The following is a 23,814-nucleotide window of genomic DNA, read 5'->3' as shown; positions in this document are numbered from 1 at the left end:
TAAAATGACGCATTTGGACAGCGCGGCGGCGGCGCAACAAGCCCGCATGGCTGCGCGTTCGTCTCTGTATGCACGCATGGAGCCTGCCCCCTCGATGGTCACCAACCCCCAACTGCTTGCCTCCGTCGATCTCGGCTCGAACAGCTTTCGTCTGATCGTAGGCCGTGTCGAGGAAACCGATGCCGGCAGCCAGATCTACCCGGTCGACGCGCTGCGTGAACCGGTACGCCTCGCGGCCGGCCTCTCGAAGGACAAACTGCTCGACCGCGCCTCGCAGGTGCGTGGGTGGGACGCGCTCAGGCGCTTCGGCGAGCGGCTGCGCGACTTCCATCCCGACCAGGTGCGCGCGGTGGCGACCAATACGCTGCGTGTCGCCAAGAACGCGCGCGAGTTCCTCACCGAAGCGGAAGCCGCGCTCGGCTTCCCGATCGAAGTGATTGCAGGGCGCGAAGAAGCGCGCCTCATCTATGCGGGCGCCGCACACTCGGTGCCGGCGAGCGCGGGCAAGCGCTTCGTGGTGGACATCGGCGGCGGCTCGACTGAGTTCATCATCGGCGCGCACTACACGCCGATCCGCATGGAAAGCCTCTATATCGGCTGCGTGAGCCATAGCCGTCAGTTCTTCCCCTCGGGCAACGTCGACGAGTACACCATGCGCCAGGCCGAACTCGCGGCCACGCGCGAAATCCAGATCATTTCCGCCGACTACCGCGAGACCGGCTGGGACCAGGCGATCGGCTCGTCGGGCACGGCGCGCGCGCTCGCGGAACTCGTCGAGGCGAACGGCTTCAACGATCCTGGCATCACGCACGGCATTTCGCGCGGTGGCCTCGAGCGCCTGAAGCGCGCGCTCATCAAGGCCGAGAACGTCAACCGGCTCAAGCTCGTCGCGCTCAAGCCCGACCGCATCCCGGTGCTGGCGGGCGGTCTCTCGATCATGATCGCGGTGTTCGATGAACTCGGCATCGACTATGTCGATACTACGGACGGCGCGCTGCGTCTGGGCGTCCTCTACGACCTGCTGGGCCGCTCGCAGCACGAGGACATGCGCACGGTCACGGTGGAGGGCTTCATGCGCCGCTACGGCGTGGATCGCGCGCAGGCGGGGCGTATTGGCGAGCTGGCCGTGAAGTTCTACGATCAGTTCGAGGAGCCCGACGAGGAGCGCCGCGAAGAGAACCGCATGTTCCTCACGTGGGCGGCGTCGCTGCACGAAATCGGGCTTTCCATCTCGCACAGCGCGTACCACAAGCATTCGGCCTACATCGCCAGCAACGCGGACATGCCCGGCTTCTCGCGCACCGACCAGGCCCGCCTCGCCGCGCTCGTGCTCGGCCACGTGGGCAAGCTCGGCAAGCTCTCGCAAACGCGCGATGTGGAATGGCCGCTGCTGTTCTGTCTGCGCCTTGCCGCGCTGCTGACGCGCCGCCGCGCCGATGTCGGCCTGCCGCACATCAGGGTCGAGGAGGAGGGCAGCGGCTACGAAGTGCTGCTGCCCAATGCCTGGGTCCAGAACAATCCGCTCACCGATTACAACCTCGTTCAGGAGGCGGCGGAATGGGGCAAGATCGGCATTCCCTATCGCGTGGTCTATACGGACGAGTGAGCGCGGCGCGCTGCGCGTTTCGCCAATGAAAAAGCCCGGCTCGTTTTGAGCCGGGCTTTTTTCCGCTGACCTCGCCCGCGGAATTCGCCTGCCGAAGGGCGGATGAGACCTCAACGTGCGATGGCTTCGCCGAGGAAGTGGCGTGCGTAACGTTCGTTGATTTCCGAGAGGCGGAAGAGGGTGAGGAAGTCGGCAGTGTTGAAGTCGGGGTCCCAGGCGGGCGCGCCGCAGATCTTCGCGCCAAGGCGCAGATAGCCCTTGACGAGCGGCGGCGGCACGGCGGGCGTGCCGGTGCGCAGTTCCTCGACGGGCAGCGGCGTGTGCGGGAACGCGCGGTATTCGGGTGCGGTCAGCGCATTCGCGTCGAGCGCGCAGTACAGGTTCGCCGCGTAGTGGCCGCCGTCGGCCATGGCGACGCTCGCACAGCCGAGCATCGTCTCGTAGCCGTTGTGCTGCATATAACCGCCCAGACCGCCCCACAGCGACATGATGACCGAGCCGCTGCGGTAGTCGGGATGCACGCACGAGCGGCCCACCTCGACCATTTTCGGACGCAGATGCGCGAGACGCGAGACATCGAATTCGCTTTCGGCATAGAGGCGGCCGATGCGCGCCGCCTGGTGCGGCGGCAGCACGCGGTAGGTACCGACGACCTTGAGCGTGTCGAGGTCGCGCACGAGCAGGTGGTCGCAGTAGGCGTCGAAGGCGTCGACGTCGAGGCCGGCGGGGCCGCTCAGGCGTGCGCCCATTTCTTCGGCGAAAACGCGGTAGCGCAGGCGCTGGGCCTCGCGCAGTTCCTCCTCGGTGCGAGCCCAGGCCACCTGCAGGCGATGCTGCGCGGTGACCGTTTCTTCGGCACGCGGCAAGCGTCGGTTCGACTCGAACAACGTCGAGGCGAACGGCAGGGTGGGCGTCGGCAGATCTCGCATGGGGCGTCCTGGTCGGAAGTAAGAGAACTTTTCCGGCAATGTAGTAATACGCGGTTACGTTTCCATGAAAACACAATGACGATTCGATGACGTGGTGTAAGGCAGACGGACGAGTTGGCCGAAAGGCCGGGGCGGCGGGCGCGCTTGAAACCCGCTTGAAACGCGCTTTGAACCGCGTTTGACGCGCGTTTGAACCGTTGCAGGGGCCGCGTACAGGCGGCCCGGTGAGGCAGGCTCAGGCGGGTTGGACGATTAGACGAGATCGGGCGTGATGGCCGCGTGCAAGACGGCCTGGTCGCTGCCGTTGCGCTCGCGGCTCGCGAGCCAGAGCACGCCGGCCTTCTTCACGGCCCAACTGCGCGAATCGGCGTCGCCCGAGAGCAGCCGCGCCGCGACTTCGCCGAGCGTGGGCTGATGGCCGACCACGACGACCGTGGACGCGAGGCCCTCGGGCCAGCCGACGGCGGTGAGCACCTGCTCGACGCTCGCAGCGGGCGCGAGTTCTCGTACGACGCGATATTGATCGGTGAGCGCCTCGGCGGTCTGGATGGTGCGTGCGGCGGGGCTGGCGAGGATCACGGCGTCGTCGGGCAGGCGCGCGCGCAGCCAGCGCGCGACGTTCTGCGCCTGCTTGCGCCCGCGCGTGGTGAGCGGGCGGGCGAGGTCGGTGGCGGCGACGTCTTCGGCTTCGGCGTGGCGCCAGAGGATGAGGTGCATGGCGTCTCCTTTTTTGGCTGTATCGAGTGCGCGGGCGGCGTGTCCTGTCATGGTGCACGCCTGGCTGGCGTGCGGCAAGCACGTGATGCGGATCGCTATTCGTCGCTCTGGTCCGCTCCAGATTTGACGGCGCGGCATCAGTGCCGATACAATCTCGGATTCGTCGGAGCGTAGCGCAGCCTGGTAGCGCATCTGATTTGGGATCAGAGGGTCGTAGGTTCGAATCCTATCGCTCCGACCAGCAATACCGAGGGGTTACACGCCATTGGCCTGTAGCCCCTTTTCTTTTTCTCCCGCATCGCTCGCGTTTCGTCGTACGGCTTGCGTTCCATTTGAAAAGCCGCCGACCTTATAAAATACGGATCGGCCACACATCCCGTGGCGATCGCACCCTGGCAGCCATGTTACGTTTATCCGAAGTCAAACTCCCCCTCGACCACGCCGAAAGCGATCTCGAAGACGCGATTCGGGGACGCCTCGCGGATCTCGGCGTAGGGGCGCTCGCGCTTGTGCGTTACACCGTATTCCGCCGTGCGCACGACGCACGCAAGCGCTCGGATATCAAGCTGACCTATATCGTCGACGTCGAGGTCAGGGACGAAGCGGCCGCGCTCAAGCGGATCGCCGGCAAGCCGCATTGCGGGGTGACGCCGGACATGACCTACCGCTTTGTTGCGAAGGCGCCCGAACACTCGACGCGTCTGCGTCCGGTGGTGATCGGCATGGGGCCGTGCGGCCTGTTCGCGGGACTGATTCTCGCGCAGATGGGTTTTCGTCCCATCATCCTCGAACGCGGCAAGGCCGTGCGCGAGCGCACCAAGGACACCTTCGGGCTGTGGCGCAAGTCCGTGCTCAATCCCGAATCCAACGTGCAGTTCGGCGAAGGCGGGGCCGGGACGTTTTCCGACGGCAAGCTGTACAGCCAGATCAAGGATCCGCACCACTACGGCCGCAAGGTGCTCGAGGAGTTCGTCAAGGCGGGCGCGCCGGAAGACATCCTGTATCTGAGCCGCCCGCACATCGGCACGTTCCGGCTCGTGAGCATGGTGGAAAAGATGCGCGCCACCATCCACGAGCTGGGCGGCGAAGTGCGCTTCGAAACCCGCGTCGAAGACATTGAAATCGAACAGGGCAAGGTGCGCGCGCTCAAGCTTTCGAACGGCGAGACGCTGCCGTGCGACCACGTCGTGCTGGCCGTCGGCCATAGCGCTCGCGACACGTTCCAGATGCTGCACGAGCGCGGCGTGTTCATGGAAGCCAAGCCGTTTTCGCTGGGCTTTCGCATCGAGCATCCGCAAGGGGTGATCGATCGCAGCCGTTTCGGCAAGTTTGCGGGCCACAAGCAACTCGGCGCGGCCGACTACAAGGTGGTACATCACGCCAGCAATGGACGCGCGGTCTATAGCTTCTGCATGTGCCCGGGCGGCACGGTGGTCGCGGCGACCTCCGAGCCCGGCCGCGTGGTCACCAACGGTATGAGCCAGTATTCGCGGGCCGAGCGCAACGCGAATGCGGGCATCGTCGTCGGCATCACGCCGGAGGACTATCCGGGCGGCCCGCTCGCTGGCATTGCCTTCCAGCGCAAGTGGGAAGAGCGGGCGTTCGAACTCGGCGGCGGCAATTATCAGGCGCCCGGTCAGCTGGTCGGCGACTTTATCGCCGGCCGTCCGTCGACGTCGCTCGGCTCCGTGGTGCCGTCTTACAAGCCGGGTGTGCATCCGACCGATCTCAGCACTGCGCTGCCCGACTACGTGATCGAAGCGATCCGTGAAGCACTGCCTCAGATCGACAGGAAGATTGCAGGCTTCGCGATGCACGATGCCGTGCTCACCGGTGTGGAGACGCGCACGTCGTCGCCGCTGCGCATTCGTCGCAAAGACAATTACCAGAGCCTGAACGTCGAAGGTCTGTATCCGGCCGGCGAGGGCGCCGGGTATGCCGGCGGCATCTACTCGGCGGCCATCGACGGCATCGAAGTGGCGCAAGCCGTGGCGCTCGACCTGACGTCGGCGCACGCGTCCTCGCGTGCATCCTCGCATGCATCCTGATAGCAACCCGCACCGCGCCGTTTATCGCAACGACACCCGCATCGGGCTGGCAGTGAGCCGGTGAGCATCAAGCGGCGTTTGCCCCGGACGTCATCATGACGTCCGGCGGCCGATCCATCGCGCAAGAGCATGGATCAGCATTTTGCAATTCATTCTGCAATGGATCGCAAAATGACCCTCCCCAATTTCCACCTCCTCCAATCTCTCAAAATACTGTATAAATATACAGGTGGAGGCGCGCCGCCTCCTTCCTGCCGATGCCCCATTTCTTGCCGGGCAGGGCGGAGCGTTTCCATCAACCAGGCCACGAACCATGGCAGCAGCCCAGATCACTGCGCAGACTACCGCGCAACTCGCCGCGCACTTGCCTCCCCGGCTGCAAAGCCGCGTGTGGCAAGGCGATCAGCTCGCGCGCGCCAGCGAGCGCACGGTGCCGAGCGGCCACGCTGCGCTCGACGCCCAGCTCCCCGGCGCCGGCTGGCCCTCGGGCAGCCTGACCGAGCTGCTCGTCGAGCAGGGCGGCGTGGGCGAGATGCGGCTCGTCGCTCCAGCGCTGCGCGCGCTCACCGCGCAGTCGGGCCGGCACGTGCTGCTCGTCGCGCCGCCGTGGCGCCCGTACGCCTGCGCGCTCAAGGCGTGGGGGCTTGCGCTCGAGCGTGTGATCTGGGTGCGCGCGGCCGAAGACGAAGCCGCCTGGGTGGCCGAGCAGGCGCTCAAGCAGGAAGGCATGGGCGCCGTGCTGCTCTGGCAGACGAAGGCGCGCGCCGACGCCGTGCGCCGTCTGCAGGTCGCCGCGCAGGATTCGCAGGCGCTCGCGTTTCTCGTGCGGCCGCTCGCCGCGCGCAACCAGTCGTCGCCGGCGCCGCTGCGCATGACCTGCGCGCCGGTGCCGCCGCCCGACGACGCGAACCTGAACCGCCGGCAATGGATGCAGCTCGCCGCGCTCTGCGTCGATATCTTCAAGCGCCGCGGGCCGCCGCCCGCCCAGCCACTCGTCATTACATTGCCGCTGCAGGACGCGGTGCTGCCCCAGCCGGACGCAGCTTCCGTCGTCATGCCGTGGCCCGGGGTCAATCATGCTGTGGATCGCCGTCACCTTGCCGTTGTTGCCGCTGGAGGCCGTCAGACCTCTGATGCCGCCGGCTCCGTCAACGCCGCTCCTGCCTGAAAGCGCCGATGCCGATGCCGATGCCGCCAGCGCGCCGCGCTGCTACGCGCTCGCCGACCACGCGCGCATCCTGATCGCCGATCTCGACGCGCTGCGCCTGGGCGTCGAGCCCGGCAACACGCGCTCGCATGCGCTGGCGCTCGCGCCGGGGCTCGTGCTGCTCGAAGCCGATCCGGCGCGCGAGACCCGCGCGTTCGAGGCGCTTGCGCTCGCGTTGCTCGCCTATACGCCCAAGGTGTCGTTCGCGCAGTCGCATACGCTGTTGCTCGAAGTCGGCTCGGGCTTGCGTCTTTTCGGCGGCGTGCGGGCGCTGCTCGGGAAAGTCGCGGCGACGGTGGCCGGCTGCGGGCACCTCGCGCGCATCGCGTGCGCGCCCACGGCGTGGGGCGCGTGGACGCTCGCGCAGGCGCGCGTCACGCGTTCGTCGCGCCGCTGGCGCGTGCTCAAGGAAACGACGCTCGCGCGCATGCTCGATTCACTGCCGGTCACGCTCGCGCCGTTCGCCGCGCAGCACGACCACGCGCTCACGCAGATCGGCTGCGCGACGCTTGGCGATCTGCGGCGGCTGCCGCGCGACGGCATCGTGCGGCGTTTCGGCGACGGCGTGCTCGGCTGGCTCGCGCAGGCGCGCGGCGAGGCGCCCGATCCGCGTGTCTGGTTTGCCGCGCCGCCGTCGTTTCACGCGTCGCTCGAATTGCAGGCGCGCGTGGAGAGCGCCGAGGCGCTGCTCTTTGCCGCGCGCCGGCTCGTGATGCAGCTGGCCGGCTGGCTGGCTGCGCAGCATGCGGCGTTGAGCGGCTTCGAATTGCGTCTGGAGCACGAGCTGGCTTCGCGTCACGCGCCGCGCACGTCTGGTCTGGCGATCGCCTGGGCGTCGCCTTCGCGTGACGCCGAGCATCTGCTGTGGCTGCTGCGCGAGCGCCTGAACCAGACCGAACTCGCCGCGCCCGTGATCGGCCTTGCGCTCGTCGCCTCGCAGGTGAGCGAATACGCGGCGCCCACCGACACGCTCTTTCCGATGGCCGAGGCCGCCGAGGCGTCGCTCGGGCAGCTCTTCGAGCGCATCGGCGCGCGGCTTGGCGAGCAGAACGTGCTGCAGCTTTTCGTCGAAGACGATCACCGGCCCGAACTGGCGATGTCGGCGCGGCCTTACCGCGAGAGCGGCGCAAAGCGTGCGCGCAAGCCGCGCAAGGCAGGCAAGCCGCAGCAGGAAGCGGGCGAGAGTGCACCCGTGCAAAGCGCCTTCGACCTGCCCGAGGTGCCGCTGCCGACGCAGCCGCGTCCGGCGTGGCTGCTCGAAAAGCCGCTCAAGCTCGCGACGCGCGGCGACCGGCCCGTTTATCGGCGGCCGCTGAAGACGCTCACGCGCACCGAGCGCATCGAGTCCGGCTGGTGGGACGGCGAGGGCGTCGGGCGCGACTACTACGTCGCCGCCGACGATCAGGGCCGCATGTTCTGGCTGTATCGCGAGCGCATTGGCGGCCAGTGGTATCTGCAAGGGCTTTTCGGCTAGCGCTTATCCGTCGTTCTTTCGGGTTTCAGGAATCATGTCGATCAGCGGGACGGGCGCGCCGTCGCCCCCACAGTTGCCCCCACAGTTGGCCGCGCAGCTGCCTGACTACGCCGAGCTGCACTGCCTCACCAATTTCACCTTCCTGCGCGGCGCGTCGCGCCCGGGTGAGATGGTCGAGCAGGCGATCCGCCACGGCTACCGTGCGCTCGCGATCACCGACGAATGCTCGTTCGCGGGCGTCGTGCGCGCCTGGAGCGCGCTCAACGAATACGACGAGGCGCGTAAAAAGGCGTATGACGAAGCCGTGCGCGCGGCCCGCGAACGCGGCGGCAACGCCGCCGCCGCGGCCCTGGGTCCGTCCGAGCCGTCGCTGCACCTGCTGATCGGCAGCGAGCTGAATCTCGTCGACGAACATGGTGCACCGTTCTGCACGATCGTTGCGCTCGCAATGACCCGCGAAGGCTACGGCAATCTTTGCGAGCTGATCACGCTGGCGCGCTCGCGGGCGGCAAAGGGCAGCTATCGCGTGCATCCCGCCGATTTCACCGAGCCCGGGACGGATTTCGAGCATCTGAAGCACTTGCGCGAGTGCGTGTTGCTGCTCGTGCCGCAGCGCACGGCCACGCTTGCGCAAACGCTGCGCGCCGCGCACTGGCTCGCGGGCTTCGCGGCCGAGCGCGCCTGGCTCGCGCTCGAACTCTGGCAAACCGGCGGCGACGACACGCAGATCGAAGCGCTGCGCCACGTTTCGCAGGAGAGCGGCCTGCCGCTCGTCGCGGCGGGCGGCGTGCTGATGCACGCCCGTTCGCGCAAGCCGTTGCAGGACACGTTGAGCGCGATTCGCATCGGCAAGCCGCTCGCGTCTTGCGGGCGCGCGCTGGAGGCGAATGCGGAGCGGCATCTGCGCTCGCGTGTGCGGCTCGGCGCGATTTATCCGCGCGAGGCGCTCGACGCGACGCTCTACGTCGCGCGCCGCTGCACGTTTTCGCTCGGCGAGCTGGCCTACGAATATCCCGAGGAACTGGTGCCGCCCGGCGAAACCCCGCAGACGTGGTTGCGCAAGCTCGTGATGAAGGGCGTGCTGGAGCGCTGGCCCGACGGCCTGAACGACAAGCGCCGCGGGCAGATCGAACAGGAACTCGAACTCATCGAAGAGCTGAAGTACGAGAAGTACTTCCTCACGGTGCACGACATCGTCCGCTTCGCGCGCGAGCGCAAGATCCTGTGCCAGGGGCGCGGCTCGGCGGCGAACTCGGTGGTCTGCTATTGCCTGAAGATCACGGAGATCGACCCCGTGCGCATGAACATGCTCGTAGCGCGTTTTCTCTCGCGCGCGCGCAACGAGCCGCCCGACATCGACGTCGACTTCGAGCATCAGCGCCGCGAAGAAGTCATTCAGTACATCTACCGCAAGTACGGCACGCGCCGCGCCGCGCTGGCCGCGACGCTCATCACCTATCGCTCGCGCAGCGCGTTGCGCGACGTCGGCAAGGCGCTCGGCCTCGACAATGCGCTCGTCGAAAAGCTCTCGGGCGCGCATCAGTGGTGGGACGGCCCCGATTCGATCGCGCGCCATCTGGAGGAGGCGGGCTTTTCGCCGGACTCGCACGTCACGCAGCAGCTCATCCGCCTCACGCGCGAGCTGCGCGGTTTTCCGCGCCATCTCTCGCAGCACGTGGGCGGTTTCGTGATTGCGCGCGACAAGCTCTCGCGGCTCGTGCCGATCGAAAACGCGGCGATGAAGGACCGCTACGTGATCGAGTGGGACAAGGACGATATCGACGCGCTGCGGCTGTTGAAAGTGGACGTGCTCGCGCTCGGCATGCTCTCGGCGATCCGCCGCTCGCTCGAATTCGTCGCGCAAAGGCGCGGGCTGCCCGAGATGCGCGTGCAGGACATTCCGCTCGAGGATCCGGCGGTCTATCGCATGTGCGCGAGAGCCGATACGGTCGGCGTGTTCCAGATCGAGTCGCGCGCGCAGCAGAGCATGTTGCCGCGTTTGCGGCCGCGCACCTACTACGATCTCGTGATCCAGGTGGCGATCGTGCGGCCGGGGCCGATCCAGGGCGACATGGTGCATCCGTACCTCAAGCGCCGGCACGGCGACGAGGCGGTGGAGTATGCGAAGGAAGAATTGCGCCCAGTGCTCGAACGCACACTCGGCGTGCCGATCTTTCAGGAGCAGGTGATGCATCTCGCGATGGTCGCCGCGGACTACACCGGCGAGGAAGCCGACAAGCTGCGCCGCGCGATGGCCGCATGGCGGCGCGATGGAGATCTGCGGCCGTATCAGGCCGATCTCACGAAGCGCATGCTCAAGAAGGAGTACTCGCTGGAATTCGCCGAGCGCATCTGCAAGCAGATCGAGGGTTTCGGCGACTACGGCTTTCCGGAAAGCCATGCGGCGAGTTTCGCGCTGCTCGTCTACACGAGTTCGTGGCTCAAGCGTTACGAGCCTGCCGCATTTCTGGCAGGACTGTTGAATAGTCAGCCGCTCGGTTTCTATTCGCCTTCCCAGCTCGTGCAGGATGCGAAGCGTCACGGCGTGCAGGTGCGCGCGCCCGATATCGCGTTGAGCGATTGGGCGTCGGTGCTGGAGCGGCGCGGCGCACCCGGCGAGCGGCTCGATGACGAGGCGGTTCGCGAGCGCAGCGCCGAGGGGCTGCGTTATCGCGCGCGGCTGGGCGCGGCCGCGTTGACGCGCAGGGGCACGCTCAAGCGCGACGGCCGGCGGCACAGGTTCATGGACGGCACGAAGCGCGTCGTGCGCTCGCGCATTGCGCTTGCGCCGCAGCGCTATGGACGCGGCGGGCCGGCTGTGCGTCTCGGCTTCAGTCTCATCAAGGGCTTTTCCGAAGATGCCGCGCGGCGTGTAATCGAGGCGCGCGAGCGCGCGCCGTTCACCGACGTCGACGATCTCGCGCGCCGCGCGGCGCTCACGCGGCGCGAGCTGGAGGCGCTGGCGGCGTCGAACGCGCTCGCGAGCATCGCGGGCCATCGGCGCGAGGCGTGGTGGGCCGTGACCGCGCAGCACGCGGTGCCCGCGCTTTTGCGCGATGCGCCCGTTGCCGAGGCGCCGCTTGTGTTGCCGCGCGCTTCCGAAGGCGCGGAAATCGTCGCCGATTACGCGAGCCTGCGGCTCACCCTCAATCGCCATCCACTCGAACTGCTGCGCCACGGCCTCGCGAAGCAGCGCTTTCGCACGGCAGAGCAACTGGCGCACTGCCGGCACGGCATGCTCGCGCGCGTGTGCGGGATCGTGACGGTGCGGCAGCGGCCGGGCACGGCGAACGGCACGATCTTCGTATCGCTCGAGGACGAGACCGGCAGCGTCAACGTGATCGTGCACGCGTCGCTCGTCGAGTTGCAGCGCAAGGAACTGCTAGGGTCTTCGCTGCTGGCGGTGGCGGGCGTGGTGCAGCGCGAGGGCGAGGTCGTGCACCTCGTGGCGCACCGGCTGGAGGACCACAGCCGGCTGCTCGGGCGGCTCGCAACGGAGAGCCGCAATTTTCACTGAATTTTCGCCGGAGAGCGGCCGGCTCGCCGCTATACGCTACGCTGCGTGCCGTCTCTCATGAAAGCGTCGAGCACGGCGCGAATCGCCGCGTCGAACGGCGTGCGGCGGCCCATCCCCAGCGTTTCGAGGCGGCTCGAATCGAGATGACAGTCGCGCGGGCGCGGCGTGGCGTCGGTCGGCGAAGGCTGTGCGAGCAGACGCGCCTCTACGCCGAGTGCCTGTGCGATCCGTTGGGCGATGTCGTACTTCGTCATCGGCTCGTCGCCCGACCACTGCGCGACCCCGCAAACGGGCTCGCCGTCTGCGCAGCGCAGCAACAGTTCGCGGATCACGAATGCCACGTCGGGCGTGAAAGTGGGGTAGCGCGTGGCCCACGCGTCCATCGGCGCGGCCTGCGCCCCGGGCTCTCCCGAAGCGATGATGGCCGGCACGAGGCCCGTCACCGCGGATTCGTGCCAGCCGACGATCGGCCCATACAGCAGGGGCAGGCGCAGCACGAGGGCCTTGTCGCTGGTTTCGAGCAGCGCCCGCTCGCCTTCGAGCTTGCTGTGGCCGTAGGCGTTGAGCGGATTCGGCGTGTCGCCGATGCGATAGGGCGGCTGCGTGCCGTCGAAGACGTAATCGGTGGAAATCGAGAGCACCCATGCGCCGCGCTGCCGCGCCGCCGCGGCGACGCGGCGCACCGCATCGACGTTGAGCGCGCGCGCCGCCGCCGGATCGTGCTCGCACACGTCGGGGCGGCGCTCGGCGGCGGCCAGCACGATCGCGTCGGGCGCCTCGCGCTCGACGAATGCGTTCACGGCTTGCGCGTCGCGCACATCGAGCACGGCCTGCTGCGGGCCGCCGTGGCGGAACGCGGTCGGCACGACCTGCCATGGGGTTTCTGCTGCGAGTTCGCGCACCACGGCGCGCCCGAGCAGGCCCGACGCGCCGATCACGGCAACCTTGAACATGGCGCGGCCTGTCAGACGCCGGCCGTGCCGACCACGGTGTACCCGGCTTCGTCGATCGCCGACTTCAGGACTTCGGCGCTCTGGCTCGATTCGACCTTCACGCGGCCGGCGGCCAGATCGATCTCGACCTGGGCTTGCGCGTCGTGTTCGTGGATCGCGCGCGTGACGGCGCCTACGCAGTGCTGGCAGCTCATGCCTTCGACGTTGAACTGAATCATCGTGTGTGTTCCTTTTTTCAGAGATTGAGGCTTGTTACTACTCGATATGAGGCCGCCGACGGATTATGCCAGCGGGGACCCGTTGTCGCGCTGGACCTTCCCATAATGGGAAGGTGTACCATCGGACCATTGATCAAACGATCGACCAGACAGCGGGAGAACGGCGTGAACATTGGTGAAGCGGCCCGTGAATCGGGCGTGACGGCAAAAATGATTCGGTACTACGAAAGTGTCGGGCTGCTGGCGCCCAAAGGCCGCACGGAGTCCGGCTACCGCGTTTATGGCGCCCAGGAAGTACATTCGCTGCGCTTCATCCGCCAGGCGCGCCGGCTTGGCTTTCTGGTGGACGACATCCGGCGCCTGCTGGCGCTCTGGCACGACCGCTCCCGCGCGAGCGCCGAGGTCAAGTCGATCGCGCTCGAGCATGTTGCCGAACTCGACCAGCGCATCGCCGAACTGTCCCAGATGCGCGACACGCTCGCCCACCTGGCCTCGCATTGCCAGGGCAACGACCGGCCCGACTGTCCGATTATCGAGCGGCTTGCCGAGGTCGGCATGGCAGACTGCCTCGAATCCGGCCACGCGCACTGAACGAAGGCAAATTGACGCAACCGCATTGGGTGTCTGCACCACGTTGATGCATATTGACGTGCTCGTTGCCGTGCGCCTCCCAAGTTGCTGGAAAATGTGTCGATAAAACATGATGTTGCCGATTCGTGTTCCGAGGTCATTCCAGAATGGAATGCACAGCATTCGGGCAATTCACTGGCAAAGTTCGGTGCAACCGCTACAATACGGGTTATCCCTGACGAGGGTTATCCCTGATGCGAATCCACCGGGGATCGCCGAACCGAATCCTTGGAGCACACCATCATGTTTGCATTCGTTCTTGAAAAGCTGAGCAACTGGTTTGAAACTGCTGAACGTCGCCGCCGCGAAGCGTATCTCGCGTCGTCGGCCGATATCGTGCAACTCGAGCAGCGCCTTCGTTCGATCGAAACGAACGGCTACAACTCGCTTTAAGCCAGTTTCCGCCGGATTCAGTCCGGTTGGAGCAGCACGACTCAAGCCCCGCACTCAAGCCCCGCATTGGCGGGGCTTTGTCATTTCTGCACCGCCGATGGAACTGAGTCTGAGCCTTCCCACCGGGGTAAGGTAAAGTCTTTTTTGCGACAAGCCGTCATAGCAATGGTGTCGTTTTCTCTCCGGGGGCCGTTCATGGTGCAAGACCGCATTTCCCACCGTACATCGGTGTTGCCTCGCCGCGCGCTGCGTCGTTTTTCTGTTGCGCGTGCGGGCCTGATCGCCGCCGTCATGGCGTGCGCCAGCGCCGGCGCGCATGCCGGGCAGCCGCTCATTCTGGATACGCAAAGAGGGATCAGCGACGGTCAATCGGGGATGGTGCTGCAAAACGCGCCGCTTTCGCACGAACCCATGGTTCAGGCCGAGCAACCGGCGGGTCTCGCGCAGGATTCGTCACAGCCTTACATCGTCGCGCCCTACGTGGAAGTACGGCCGGGCGGCGGGCGGCCGACACCGCCGCCACGCCCCCCTCATCGCCCAAGCCCGCCGCTTCCCCAGCCGCTGCCGTCCGGGCAGTGACGCCGCTCGCGCACAGTTGAGTCCGCGGCTCAGTCGCCGCGCGACTCGATCCTGAATTGCGCGCCGGTGTCCTGGCCGAGCGTTTTCACGAGCCACGGCAGCGCCTCTTTCATCGCCGCTTCGAGCGTGTAGGGCGGGTTCAGGATGAACATGCCGCTGCCGTAGAGGCCGAAGCCGTCTTCGGGCGGGTTGCTCACCGAAAGCGTGAGGTGCAGCCAGTTCTTGTTCTGCAGGCGCTTGAGTTGCTCCGGAAAGCGCTGCGATTCGGGCCGTGTGACCTGCGGATACCAGACCGCATAGGTGCCGTTCGCGAACCGCTTGAGACTTTCCTCGACGCACGTAATCGTGCGCGCGTAGTCGCGCTTGTCCTCGAAAGACGGGTCGATCAGCACGAGCGCACGGCGCGGCGGAGGCGGCAGGAGCGCCTTGATGCCGTCGAAGCCGTCGCCCGCGTAGATCAGCACGCGGCGGCCTGCGTCGTGGAAGCGGTGGCGCAGCACGTCGATTTCGGTGCTGTGCAATTCGAAGAGCCGCATGCGGTCCTGCTCGCGCATGAGGCGCCACGCAAGATAGGGTGAGCCGGGATAGAAGCGCAGTTCGCCGTCGGGATTCAGCGCCGCCACTTCGTCGACGTAGTCCGCCAGCACCGCGGGCAAGTCGTTGCGGCCCCACAGCTTGCCGATGCCCGTGTCGAACTCGGCGTTCTTCGTCGCGTAGCCTTCGCGCAATGCATAGGCGCCGGCGCCCGCGTGGGTGTCGATGTACCAGTACGCCTTGTCCTTCTTGCCGAGGTAATGCAGCAGTTGCACGACGACGGCGTGTTTCAGGACATCGGCATGATTGCCGGCGTGGAAGGCGTGACGGTAGCTCAGCATGATGGACGGGACACGAGGTCCGGTGAAAACAGGGAAGACGGCAGCGGCGGCACGATGACGGCGCCGCCCGCGAGGCCGCGTATTGTACGCCACCGCAATACGTGGCCCGCAGTACGCCGCCGCCGTACGCCGTCCGTCCGCGCCCGCGCGTGAGCCCGCCCCGCTTCGGGCGCGCCGCGCCGTCCGGGCAGGACGCTCTACGTCAGTCGTAAGCGTCGCCGACGATCGCCTCGATCTGCGCCTTGATGTCCGGCGTGATCTTTTCCGCCACGTCGCGCGCCTTCATGTTTTCGCCGATCTGCTCGATGCGCGAGGCCCCGGTGATGACCGTGCTCACGCGCGGATTCTTCAGGATCCACGCGAGCGCCAGTTGGCCCACCGAACAGTCGAGTTGTTTCGCGAATTCGGCGAGCTTGCCAACGATCTCGTTCTTGTCGGGGTCGGTGACGTTCTTGCGCAGCCAGTCGTAGCCCTGCAGTTCCGCGCGGCTGCCAGACGGTACGCCGCCGCGGTATTTGCCGGTGAGCAGACCCGAGGCGAGCGGGCTCCAGGTGGTGAGGCCGAGGCCGATGTCCTCGTAGAGCCGACGGTATTCGTCTTCCACGCGCGTGCGGTGGAACAGGTTGTACTGCGGCTGCTCCATGACCGGCTTGTGCAGGTGATGGCGCTCCGCGATTTCCCACGCAGCGCGGATTTCGTCGGCGCTCCACTCCGAGGTGCCCCAGTAGAGCGCCTTGCCGCGCGTGATCATGTCGCTCATCGCCCAGACGGTTTCCTCGACCGGCGTGTTCGGGTCGGGGCGGTGGCAGAACACGAGATCGACGTAATCGAGTTGCAGCCGCTCGAGCGAGCCGTCGATAGCGTTCATGAGGTACTTGCGGTTGAGCGTGTGGTACTGGTTGGGCGCTTCGTTCAAGCCCCAGTAGAACTTGGTCGAGACCACATAGCTCACGCGTGGCCACGCGAGTTCCTTGAGCGCCTGGCCCATGAGTTCCTCCGACTTGCCGCCGGCGTAGGCCTCGGCGTTGTCGAAGAAGTTGATGCCTGCGTCGCGCGCCGCCGCGAGCGATTCGCGCGCGAGCCTGGCGTCGACCTGGTTGCCGTAGGTGACCCACGAGCCGATGGACAGTTCGCTTACCTGCAGGCCTGAGCGGCCCAGTCGCCGATAGTTCATGAACGCCTCCTTGTGAGCCGATAAAGCTAGCACGACTTGGCCGTTGCTGCTGAACGGGCTTGCGCCGCGCGCGCCGCGCCTTGCAGTGCGGCGAAAATCTCTTTGCCTGTCTTGCTCGATGCTTCGACGAGGCGCCTTCATGCACAATAGCCTGGTTGGCCGCGACGCAACATCCGGCCGGATGGCATAAGCCATTCGTCAGGTTTGACGGCGCGCGCTCCGAGGTTTCATCCTGTCCCGTTCACTCACCTGGAGGTGCCCGATGTCGTCTTTCTCTCTGAACACGAAACTCGATGGCAAGGTCGCAGTCGTCACCGGCGCGGCCAGCGGCATTGGCAAGCAGATCGCCCTCACGCTCGCGCAAGCGGGCGCCGCGGTCGCCATCGCCGACCTGAACCAGAGCGGTGCGGACGCCGTGGCCGAAGAGATCAAGGGCGCAGGCGGCAAGGCCATCGGCGTCGCCATGGATGTCACCAGCGAAGAGGCCGTGAATCAGGGCATCGACCGTGTCGCGGCCGAGCTCGGCACGGTCGACATCCTCATCTCGAACGCCGGCATCCAGATCGTGAACCCGATCGAGAACTACGCGTTCTCCGACTGGAAGAAGATGCAGGCCATCCACGTGGATGGCGCGTTCCTCACCACCAAGGCCGTGCTCAAGCACATGTACAAGGACGACCGCGGCGGTGTCGTGATCTACATGGGTTCGGTGCATTCGCACGAAGCGTCGCCGCTGAAGTCGGCCTATGTCGCGGCCAAGCACGCGCTGCTCGGCCTCGCGCGCGTGCTCGCCAAGGAAGGCGGCAAGCACAACGTGCGCTCGCACGTGGTGTGTCCGGGCTTCGTGCGCACGCCGCTCGTCGAAAAGCAGATTCCCGAGCAGGCGAAGGAACTCGGCATCTCCGAGGAAGAAGTGGTCAAGCGCGTGATGCTGGGCGGCACGGTGGACGGCATTTTCACGACCGTCGAGGACGTCGCGCAAACCGTGCTGTTCCTCTCGGCGTTCCCGAGCGCAGCATTCACGGGCCAGTCCTTCGTGGTGAGCCACGGCTGGTTCATGCAATAACACGGGCATCGGGCGGAGGAGGCGCGGCAATGGCGCAACGCAAGAAGGGGCAGGTCCAGTCGAGCGCGGTCGACGACGAGGTCGGCGCACACACCGGTGCACACACCGGCGCGCATATCGGTCACGCACCGCAGCCGCGTGTTTCGCAGTGCGGTGCGCAGGCCAAAGAGTGGGAAACCATCGCGCTCACGCTGCAGGGGGGCGGTGCGCTCGGCGCGTATCAGGCGGGCGTGTACGAAGGTCTCGTCGAGGCCGGCATCGCGCCCAACTGGATCGCGGGTATCTCGATCGGCGCGCTCAATACCGCCATCATCGCGGGCAATGCGCCCGAACATCGCGTGGCGAGGCTGCGCGAGTTCTGGGAGACGATCTGCCAGCCGGCCTTCAGCTTTCCGTTGCCGCCCTTCGTCGAGCATGCGCTTTTCAATGCGAACGCCGCCGTGCGCAAGACCTTCACGGCGATGCAGGCGGCAGGTGCGATCGTGGAAGGGCAGAAGGGCTTTTTCGTGCCGCGTTTTCCGCCGCCGCTGCCCAACGGATCGGGTTCGCCCGAAACGGCCAGCTACTACGACACGAAGCCGCTCAAGGCCACGCTGGAACGCTTGTGCGACTTCGAGCGCATCAATTCGGGCGAAACGCGCGTGTCGGTGGGCGCGGTCAACGTGGGCAGCGGCAACTTCGTCTACTTCGACAACAAGACCACGGCCTTGCGTCCCGAGCATTTCATCGCCTCGGGCGCGCTGCCGCCGGGCTTCGCAGCGGTGGAGATCGACGGCGAGTACTACTGGGACGGCGGCCTGATGTCGAACACGCCGCTCTATGAGGTGATCCAGACCACGCCGCGGCGCGACACGCTCACGTTCCAGGTCGATCTCTGGAGCGCGCGCGGGCCGGTGCCCGACAACCTCATCGACGTGCAGGGGCGCGTGAAGGACATTCAGTATTCGAGCCGCACGCGCCTCGTGACCGATATCCTGCAGCGCTCGCAGCGTTACCGGCATGTGCTGCGCGAAGTGCTCGATCGCGTCGCACCCGAGCATCGCAACGACCCGTGGGTCGCGCTGGCGGACGAGCTTTCGTGCTCCAGGAAGTACAACGTGATCCACCTCATCTACCGGCAGAAGGAATACGAGGGGCACTTCAAGGACTACCAGTTCGGCCTCTCGACCATGCACGAGCATTGGGCCAGCGGCTTGCAGGACATCCGCGCCTCGCTCGCGCAGCCGGGCTGGCTCGACAAGCCGGACAACGACTCGGGCTTCGTCACGCACGATATTCATCGCGATTCGCGAGGCCACGTCGGCTGATGCTTTGCGGCGAGTTTTTCCGCTGCATTCGCCAAAGAAAAAGGCGTCCGTTCTTTCGAACGGGCGCCTTTCTTGTTGCGCCGGCAAGCCGCTTCGCAGCGGCCTGTCTTGCTGGCGAACGACCTTACTTCAGCACCTGGGCGATTGCGCTTGCCACGACGTCGAGGTTGCGCGTGTTCAGCGCGGCCACGCAGATGCGGCCCGTGCTGACGGCATAGATGCCGAACTCTTCGCGCAGGCGGTCGACTTGTGCAGCCGTCAGGCCCGAGTACGAGAACATGCCGCGCTGCACGTTGATGAAGTTGAAGTCGCGGTCCACGCCGGCGGCCGTGAGGCGCTCGACGAGTCCCGTGCGCATCGCGCGGATGCGGTTGCGCATTTCGCCGAGTTCCGCTTCCCACATGGCGCGCAGGTCCGACGAGCCGAGCACGGCTGCAACCACCGAGCCGCCGTGCGTCGGCGGATTCGAGTAGTTCGTGCGGATCACGCGCTTGAGCTGCGAGAGCACGCGCGCCGACTCCTCCTTGCTGGCGGTGAGGATCGACAGCGCGCCCACGCGTTCGCCGTACAACGAGAACGACTTCGAGAACGACGACGAAACGAATACGTTGAGTTCCGAAGCGGCAAAGAGGCGCACGACTTCGCCGTCTTCCGCGATGCCGTCGCCGAAGCCTTGATAGGCGATGTCCAGGAACGGCACGAGGTTGCGCGCCTTCACGACTTCGATGACCTGCTTCCACTGGTCGATCGTGAGGTCCACGCCGGTCGGGTTGTGGCAGCACGCGTGCAGCACGACGACGGTGCCGGCGGCGTAGCCGTTCAGCGCGGAGAGCATGCCTTCGAAGTTCACGCCGTTGGTCTGCGCGTCGTAGTACGGATACGCGACGACTTCAAAGCCCGCGCTTTCGAACAGGGCGCGGTGGTTTTCCCAGCTCGGGTCGCTGATCGCGACCTTGGCGTTCGGGTTTACGCGCTTGAGGAAGTCGGCGCCGATCTTGAGCGCGCCCGTGCCGCCCAGCGCCTGCGCCGTGACGACGCGGCCCGCGGCGATCAGCGGCGAGTCGTCGCCGAGCAGCAGCTTTTGCACCGCGGCGTCATAGGCGCCGAGACCTTCGATCGGCAGGTAGCCGCGCGGCAGACCGGCTTCCACGCGGGCCTTTTCTGCTTCGCGCACCGCGCGCAGCAGCGGAATCTTGCCTTCTTCGTTGGTGTACACGCCCACGCCGAGGTTCACCTTGGTCGCGCGCGCATCGGCGTTATAGGCTTCGTTCAGACCCAGGATCGGGTCGCGGGGGGCGAGTTCGACAGCGGAAAAGAGGGACATGATCGTTCGGCAAAAGTGAAGGAAGATCGGTTGGGCCACATGCTGGACTGGCCACGGAACTCGCTATTGTAACGAATCCTCAAGCGGGATTCCGCGGATTTGCCATTCTCCGCGCCGTTTTCAGGGCTATTTTCGCCACGATTGGCCCATTTCTGACGCGTCGTTGCGCCGCGTTCATCTCCCGCCGGCCTGCGCCTGGGCGCGCGGCTCTTGCAGCGCCGGCCGCCGCACCCCATCTGGCATCCAGACCCCCAGGTTCACCCAGACGCACCTGGACCCACCCAGGCTCGCCCCTCGGCAAGATGCGGCGAGACGCTAGAATAGTTGTTTGCTCCGCGCACAGGATGTCCCCATGTCCGACCACACCGTCGCCGACGCGAGCGCGCTCGACGAGTCGAAATTCGTCCAGTACGAAGGCTCGCCGTTCCAGCTCTACCAGCCGTACCCGCCGGCCGGCGACCAGCCTACGGCCATCGAAACGCTCGTGGAAGGCGTGGAGGACGGCCTCTCGTTCCAGACGCTGCTCGGCGTGACGGGTTCGGGCAAGACTTACACGATGGCGAACACCATCGCTCGCCTGGGCCGCCCGGCCATCGTGTTCGCGCCGAACAAGACGCTCGCCGCCCAGCTCTACGCCGAGTTCCGCGAGTTCTTTCCGCGCAATGCCGTCGAGTACTTCGTCTCGTACTACGACTACTACCAGCCGGAAGCCTATGTGCCGCAGCGCGATCTCTTCATCGAGAAGGATTCGTCGATCAACGAGCACATCGAGCAGATGCGGCTTTCGGCCACCAAGAGTCTGATGGAGCGGCGCGACGTGGTGATCGTCGCGACGGTATCGGCGATCTACGGTATCGGCAATCCGTCCGAGTACCATCAGATGATTCTCACGCTGCGCCACGGCGATCGCCTCGGCCAGCGCGACGTCATCGCGCGTCTGATCGCCATGCAATACACGCGCAACGAGCAGGACTTCCAGCGCGGCACCTTCCGCGTGCGCGGCGACACCATCGACATCTTCCCGGCCGAGCACGCCGAAATGGCCGTGCGCGTGGAACTGTTCGACGACGAGGTGGAAACGCTGCAGCTCTTCGATCCGCTCACGGGCCGCGTGCGCCAGAAGATTCCGCGCTTTACGGTGTATCCGTCGTCGCACTACGTCACGCCGCGCGAGACCGTGCTGCGGGCCGTCGAAACCATCAAGTCGGAACTGCGCGAGCGCCTCGAGTTCTTCCACGCGCAAGGCAAGCTCGTGGAGGCGCAGCGCCTCGAGCAGCGCACGCGCTTCGATCTGGAAATGCTTCAGGAGCTGGGTTTCTGCAAGGGCATCGAGAACTACTCGCGGCATTTTTCGGGCGCGCTGCCCGGCGAGCCGCCGCCCACCCTCGTCGACTACCTGCCGACCGACGCCATGATGTTTCTCGACGAGTCGCACGTGCTGATCGGCCAGTTCAACGGCATGTACAACGGCGACCGCGCGCGCAAGGAAAATCTCGTCGATTACGGCTTCCGGCTGCCTTCGGCGCTCGATAACCGGCCGCTCAAGTTCAACGAGTTCGAGCGCAAGATGCGCCAGGTGGTGTTCGTCTCGGCCACACCGGCCGACTACGAAAAGAAGGTGACGGGCCAGATCGCCGAGCAGGTCGTGCGGCCCACGGGCCTCGTCGACCCGGTGATCGAAGTGCGGCCCGCCTCGACGCAGGTCGATGACGTGCTCGGCGAGATCAACGAGCGCGTGGCCGCGGGCGAGCGCGTGCTGGTGACCACGCTCACCAAGCGCATGGCCGAGCAGCTCACCGAGTTCCTCGCCGACCACGGCGTGAAGGTGCGCTATCTGCACAGCGACATCGACACGGTCGAGCGGGTGGAGATCATCCGCGACCTGCGTCTGGGCACGTTCGACGTGCTCGTGGGCATCAACCTGCTGCGCGAGGGCCTCGACATTCCCGAGGTCTCGCTCGTGGCGATTCTCGACGCCGACAAGGAAGGCTTCCTGCGTGCCGAGCGCTCGCTCATCCAGACGATCGGCCGCGCCGCGCGCAACGTGAACGGCAAGGCGATCCTCTACGGCGACCGCATCACCGACTCGATGCGCCGTGCCATCGACGAAACCGAGCGCCGCCGCGCCAAGCAGATCCACTTCAACGAGGAGCATGGCATCGTGCCGCGCGGCGTCGTGAAGCGCATCAAGGACATCATCGACGGCGTCTACAACGTCGATGAAGCCCGCGCCGAGCTGCGCGAGGAGCAGGAGCGCGCGAAGTTCGAGGACATGTCCGAAAAGCAGATCGCGAAGGAAATCAAGAAGCTCGAAAAGCAGATGATGGACTACGCGAAGAACCTCGAATTCGAGAAGGCCGCGCAGGCGCGCGACCAGCTCGCGGTGCTGCGCCAGCGCGTGTTCGGGGCGAACGTGGGCGACCATCCGATCTGACAGGCTGCGAGCAGGCCGTTCGTGTGCGCGGGCAGGGCGGCATGGACGCCGCTTCGCGCCTGCTTCGATTCCAGCACCCCTTTGATTGCCTTTCGGGTACTCGCGGCCCCGAAACCGTGTTGTAAGGCACCCTAAGCCTGGGTTAACAAATCGCTGCTAAAACCCTGTTCCGCTGAGGCTTTTCATGGCGCCGAATTTGTCCCTCGTCTGCATCGGTGTTAAACTTCGCAATTATTGAGAATTGTTCGCATTAACCTTCTTATGTGCATGCGGCAGGCTCAGTGGGAAGTCACTCTCATATAAAAACCAGGAGTTTCGATGCGGATTCACACTCTCTTGCGCGGCACTGCCGTCATTGCGGCCGCCACGGCGGCATTGGCCGCCAATGCAGCTGAATACCCGATCGGCAAGCAAGCCATTCAGGGCGGCATGGAAATCGGCGCGGTCTATCTGCAGCCGATCACGATGGAGCCGGAAGGCATGATGCGCAAGGCATCGGATTCCGACATTCACCTCGAATCGGACATCCACGCGGTCAAGAACAACCCGAGCGGCTTCGCCGAAGGCGACTGGATGCCGTATCTGCAGGTTCACTACGAACTCACGAAGCCGGGTTCGAGCTATGTGCAAAAGGGCGACCTGATGCCGATGGTCGCGAACGACGGCCCGCACTACGGCGACAACGTGAAGCTGGCCGGTCCCGGCAAGTACCACCTCAAGCTGATCGTGGAAGCGCCGATGCAGACGGGCCACATGGCGTTCGGCCGTCACGTCGACAAGGAAACGGGCGTGGGTCCGTGGTTCAAGCCGATCACGCTGGAATACGATTTCCCGTTCGCGGGCATCGGCAAGAAGGGCGGCTACTAAGCCGTCATCAGGTCGTCATCCGGCAGCTCGGGCGGCGGCGCGCATTTCGTGCAGCGCCGCCGCATGAATGGCAGCAAGGAGCAGGAAAAACCCATGACTGGAATGCGGAAGTTTGCGGCGCTCGCGCTCGGCGCGTTTTTTACGGTGTCGCTGGCGGGCGTGGCCACGGCGGCGTACGCCGAAGATCTGCCCACGTTCAAGCTCGAAATGACCGACGGCAAGCTCAACCCTGCGCGTATCGAAGTGCCGGCAGGCAAGCGCATCAAGATCGAGGTGCGCAACACGGGTAAGGGCGCGGCGGAGTTCGAGAGCGTTCAGCTGCGCAAGGAGAAAGTGCTCGCGCCGGGCGCGGATTCGTTCGTCGTGATCGCGCCGCTCGATCCGGGCGAGTACAAGTTTTTCGACGATTTCCATCAGCAGGCGCAGGGTGTGATCGTTGCCAAATGAGCGTCGCCGAATGAGCGTTGCGAAGTCAGGCCGCCGGCGCGTATCGCCG

20 protein-coding genes and 1 tRNA gene are annotated in these 23,814 nt (G+C 65.9%); 14 read left to right on the top strand and 7 right to left on the bottom strand.

Features of this window, described 5'->3' with window-relative positions:
* The first annotated feature begins 4 nt into the window (after nucleotides 1–4).
* A complete protein-coding gene (gene ppx, locus C7411_RS19255) occupies nucleotides 5–1,606 on the top strand; it encodes an exopolyphosphatase (RefSeq protein WP_260175848.1) in 1,602 nt (533 codons plus the stop codon).
* 110 nt (nucleotides 1,607–1,716) lie between these two features.
* Here ppx and C7411_RS19250 read toward each other — a convergent pair whose 3' ends face one another.
* Nucleotides 1,717–2,535: a GNAT family N-acetyltransferase gene (locus C7411_RS19250; RefSeq protein WP_042261382.1), complete on the bottom strand. Its 819-nt coding sequence runs from the start codon at nucleotides 2,533–2,535 to the stop codon at nucleotides 1,717–1,719.
* A gap of 252 nt (nucleotides 2,536–2,787) precedes the next feature.
* Nucleotides 2,788–3,252 carry a phosphohistidine phosphatase SixA gene (sixA, locus tag C7411_RS19245; protein ID WP_110857449.1) on the bottom strand — a complete coding sequence of 155 codons (465 nt, stop codon included), beginning with the start codon at nucleotides 3,250–3,252 and terminating at the stop codon, nucleotides 2,788–2,790.
* A gap of 164 nt (nucleotides 3,253–3,416) precedes the next feature.
* Here sixA and C7411_RS19240 point away from each other — a divergent pair.
* The 5 genes from C7411_RS19240 (at nucleotide 3,417) to C7411_RS19220 (ending at nucleotide 11,498) form a co-directional block, all read left to right on the top strand.
* Nucleotides 3,417–3,493, top strand: a tRNA-Pro gene (locus C7411_RS19240).
* A 160-nt stretch (nucleotides 3,494–3,653) separates the two neighbouring features.
* Complete coding sequence (locus C7411_RS19235) at nucleotides 3,654–5,300, top strand: NAD(P)/FAD-dependent oxidoreductase (RefSeq protein ID WP_110388594.1); 1,647 nt, start codon at nucleotides 3,654–3,656, stop codon at nucleotides 5,298–5,300.
* 313 nt (nucleotides 5,301–5,613) lie between these two features.
* Complete coding sequence (gene imuA, locus C7411_RS19230; protein ID WP_110388593.1) at nucleotides 5,614–6,468, top strand: translesion DNA synthesis-associated protein ImuA; 855 nt, start codon at nucleotides 5,614–5,616, stop codon at nucleotides 6,466–6,468.
* Nucleotides 6,377–7,981, top strand: a complete 1,605-nt coding sequence (locus C7411_RS19225; protein ID WP_110388592.1) for a Y-family DNA polymerase — start codon at nucleotides 6,377–6,379, stop codon at nucleotides 7,979–7,981. Before imuA ends, C7411_RS19225 begins: the two co-directional genes overlap by 92 nt.
* 34 nt (nucleotides 7,982–8,015) lie before the next feature.
* The gene (locus tag C7411_RS19220; protein ID WP_110388591.1) at nucleotides 8,016–11,498 is read left to right on the top strand and encodes an error-prone DNA polymerase; all 3,483 of its coding nucleotides are present in this window, start codon (nucleotides 8,016–8,018) and stop codon (nucleotides 11,496–11,498) included.
* 29 nt (nucleotides 11,499–11,527) lie between these two features.
* Here C7411_RS19220 and C7411_RS19215 read toward each other — a convergent pair whose 3' ends face one another.
* A complete protein-coding gene (locus C7411_RS19215; RefSeq protein ID WP_110388590.1) occupies nucleotides 11,528–12,451 on the bottom strand; it encodes a dTDP-4-dehydrorhamnose reductase family protein in 924 nt (307 codons plus the stop codon).
* A gap of 11 nt (nucleotides 12,452–12,462) precedes the next feature.
* Nucleotides 12,463–12,669 carry a heavy-metal-associated domain-containing protein gene (locus C7411_RS19210; protein WP_110388589.1) on the bottom strand — a complete coding sequence of 69 codons (207 nt, stop codon included), beginning with the start codon at nucleotides 12,667–12,669 and terminating at the stop codon, nucleotides 12,463–12,465.
* Nucleotides 12,670–12,834: 165 nt separating this feature from the next.
* On the opposite strand from C7411_RS19210, the gene cueR reads away from it, so the two are divergent.
* From cueR to C7411_RS19195, 3 genes are all read left to right on the top strand, one after another.
* Complete coding sequence (gene cueR / locus C7411_RS19205) at nucleotides 12,835–13,260, top strand: Cu(I)-responsive transcriptional regulator (RefSeq protein WP_110388588.1); 426 nt, start codon at nucleotides 12,835–12,837, stop codon at nucleotides 13,258–13,260.
* 282 nt (nucleotides 13,261–13,542) lie between these two features.
* Nucleotides 13,543–13,692: a DUF3563 family protein gene (locus C7411_RS19200; RefSeq protein WP_110388587.1), complete on the top strand. Its 150-nt coding sequence runs from the start codon at nucleotides 13,543–13,545 to the stop codon at nucleotides 13,690–13,692.
* A 195-nt stretch (nucleotides 13,693–13,887) separates the two neighbouring features.
* Entirely contained in the window at nucleotides 13,888–14,271 is a 384-nt protein-coding gene (locus C7411_RS19195) for a hypothetical protein (protein WP_110388586.1), read from the top strand.
* A 29-nt stretch (nucleotides 14,272–14,300) separates the two neighbouring features.
* Here the strand turns inward: C7411_RS19195 and C7411_RS19190 are convergent, their stop codons facing one another.
* Both C7411_RS19190 and C7411_RS19185 read right to left on the bottom strand, forming a co-directional pair.
* Nucleotides 14,301–15,146, bottom strand: coding sequence for a 23S rRNA (adenine(2030)-N(6))-methyltransferase RlmJ (locus tag C7411_RS19190; protein ID WP_110388585.1), 846 nt, complete (start codon nucleotides 15,144–15,146; stop codon nucleotides 14,301–14,303).
* 202 nt (nucleotides 15,147–15,348) lie between these two features.
* On the bottom strand, nucleotides 15,349–16,320 hold the full coding sequence (locus C7411_RS19185) for a potassium channel beta subunit family protein (protein WP_110388584.1): 972 nt from the start codon (nucleotides 16,318–16,320) through the stop codon (nucleotides 15,349–15,351).
* A 262-nt stretch (nucleotides 16,321–16,582) separates the two neighbouring features.
* Between C7411_RS19185 and C7411_RS19180 the strand changes: the two genes are divergently transcribed.
* Both C7411_RS19180 and C7411_RS19175 read left to right on the top strand, forming a co-directional pair.
* The gene (locus C7411_RS19180) at nucleotides 16,583–17,386 is read left to right on the top strand and encodes a 3-hydroxybutyrate dehydrogenase (protein WP_110388583.1); all 804 of its coding nucleotides are present in this window, start codon (nucleotides 16,583–16,585) and stop codon (nucleotides 17,384–17,386) included.
* A 29-nt stretch (nucleotides 17,387–17,415) separates the two neighbouring features.
* A complete protein-coding gene (locus tag C7411_RS19175) occupies nucleotides 17,416–18,693 on the top strand; it encodes a DUF3734 domain-containing protein (protein WP_110388582.1) in 1,278 nt (425 codons plus the stop codon).
* A gap of 124 nt (nucleotides 18,694–18,817) precedes the next feature.
* Here C7411_RS19175 and C7411_RS19170 read toward each other — a convergent pair whose 3' ends face one another.
* On the bottom strand, nucleotides 18,818–20,017 hold the full coding sequence (locus tag C7411_RS19170) for an amino acid aminotransferase (protein WP_110388581.1): 1,200 nt from the start codon (nucleotides 20,015–20,017) through the stop codon (nucleotides 18,818–18,820).
* Between the two features lie 352 nt (nucleotides 20,018–20,369).
* Here C7411_RS19170 and uvrB point away from each other — a divergent pair, with 352 nt between their 5' ends.
* The 3 genes from uvrB (at nucleotide 20,370) to C7411_RS19155 (ending at nucleotide 23,765) form a co-directional block, all read left to right on the top strand.
* Nucleotides 20,370–22,451 (top strand): excinuclease ABC subunit UvrB, encoded by a 2,082-nt coding sequence (gene uvrB / locus C7411_RS19165; protein ID WP_110388580.1) that lies wholly within the window; start codon nucleotides 20,370–20,372, stop codon nucleotides 22,449–22,451.
* Between the two features lie 318 nt (nucleotides 22,452–22,769).
* On the top strand, nucleotides 22,770–23,318 hold the full coding sequence (locus tag C7411_RS19160; protein WP_110388579.1) for an iron transporter: 549 nt from the start codon (nucleotides 22,770–22,772) through the stop codon (nucleotides 23,316–23,318).
* 102 nt (nucleotides 23,319–23,420) lie between these two features.
* Nucleotides 23,421–23,765, top strand: coding sequence for a cupredoxin domain-containing protein (locus C7411_RS19155; RefSeq protein WP_243413247.1), 345 nt, complete (start codon nucleotides 23,421–23,423; stop codon nucleotides 23,763–23,765).
* Nucleotides 23,766–23,814: the final 49 nt, after the last annotated feature.

Origin of the sequence: Paraburkholderia silvatlantica, assembly GCF_003096715.1 — a bacterium.
Classification (GTDB): domain Bacteria; phylum Pseudomonadota; class Gammaproteobacteria; order Burkholderiales; family Burkholderiaceae; genus Paraburkholderia; species Paraburkholderia silvatlantica.
Note: the sequence above shows the minus strand (reverse complement) of the source record. Positions and strands in the feature narration are given on the sequence as shown.

What these genes read in the sequence shown, in the direction of transcription:
- C7411_RS19170 (WP_110388581.1), bottom strand. Translation starts at nt 20,017, where the DNA reads ATGTCCCTCTTTTCCGCTGTCGAACTCGCCCCCCGCGACCCGATCCTG.
- C7411_RS19175 (WP_110388582.1), top strand. Translation starts at nt 17,416, where the DNA reads ATGGCGCAACGCAAGAAGGGGCAGGTCCAGTCGAGCGCGGTCGACGAC.
- ppx (WP_260175848.1), top strand. Translation starts at nt 5, where the DNA reads ATGACGCATTTGGACAGCGCGGCGGCGGCGCAACAAGCCCGCATGGCT.
- C7411_RS19155 (WP_243413247.1), top strand. Translation starts at nt 23,421, where the DNA reads ATGCGGAAGTTTGCGGCGCTCGCGCTCGGCGCGTTTTTTACGGTGTCG.
- C7411_RS19215 (WP_110388590.1), bottom strand. Translation starts at nt 12,451, where the DNA reads ATGTTCAAGGTTGCCGTGATCGGCGCGTCGGGCCTGCTCGGGCGCGCC.
- C7411_RS19190 (WP_110388585.1), bottom strand. Translation starts at nt 15,146, where the DNA reads ATGCTGAGCTACCGTCACGCCTTCCACGCCGGCAATCATGCCGATGTC.
- C7411_RS19220 (WP_110388591.1), top strand. Translation starts at nt 8,016, where the DNA reads ATGTCGATCAGCGGGACGGGCGCGCCGTCGCCCCCACAGTTGCCCCCA.
- C7411_RS19235 (WP_110388594.1), top strand. Translation starts at nt 3,654, where the DNA reads ATGTTACGTTTATCCGAAGTCAAACTCCCCCTCGACCACGCCGAAAGC.
- C7411_RS19200 (WP_110388587.1), top strand. Translation starts at nt 13,543, where the DNA reads ATGTTTGCATTCGTTCTTGAAAAGCTGAGCAACTGGTTTGAAACTGCT.
- C7411_RS19250 (WP_042261382.1), bottom strand. Translation starts at nt 2,535, where the DNA reads ATGCGAGATCTGCCGACGCCCACCCTGCCGTTCGCCTCGACGTTGTTC.
- C7411_RS19210 (WP_110388589.1), bottom strand. Translation starts at nt 12,669, where the DNA reads ATGATTCAGTTCAACGTCGAAGGCATGAGCTGCCAGCACTGCGTAGGC.
- C7411_RS19195 (WP_110388586.1), top strand. Translation starts at nt 13,888, where the DNA reads ATGGTGCAAGACCGCATTTCCCACCGTACATCGGTGTTGCCTCGCCGC.
- C7411_RS19185 (WP_110388584.1), bottom strand. Translation starts at nt 16,320, where the DNA reads ATGAACTATCGGCGACTGGGCCGCTCAGGCCTGCAGGTAAGCGAACTG.
- C7411_RS19180 (WP_110388583.1), top strand. Translation starts at nt 16,583, where the DNA reads ATGTCGTCTTTCTCTCTGAACACGAAACTCGATGGCAAGGTCGCAGTC.
- uvrB (WP_110388580.1), top strand. Translation starts at nt 20,370, where the DNA reads ATGTCCGACCACACCGTCGCCGACGCGAGCGCGCTCGACGAGTCGAAA.
- imuA (WP_110388593.1), top strand. Translation starts at nt 5,614, where the DNA reads ATGGCAGCAGCCCAGATCACTGCGCAGACTACCGCGCAACTCGCCGCG.
- C7411_RS19225 (WP_110388592.1), top strand. Translation starts at nt 6,377, where the DNA reads ATGCTGTGGATCGCCGTCACCTTGCCGTTGTTGCCGCTGGAGGCCGTC.
- C7411_RS19160 (WP_110388579.1), top strand. Translation starts at nt 22,770, where the DNA reads ATGCGGATTCACACTCTCTTGCGCGGCACTGCCGTCATTGCGGCCGCC.
- sixA (WP_110857449.1), bottom strand. Translation starts at nt 3,252, where the DNA reads ATGCACCTCATCCTCTGGCGCCACGCCGAAGCCGAAGACGTCGCCGCC.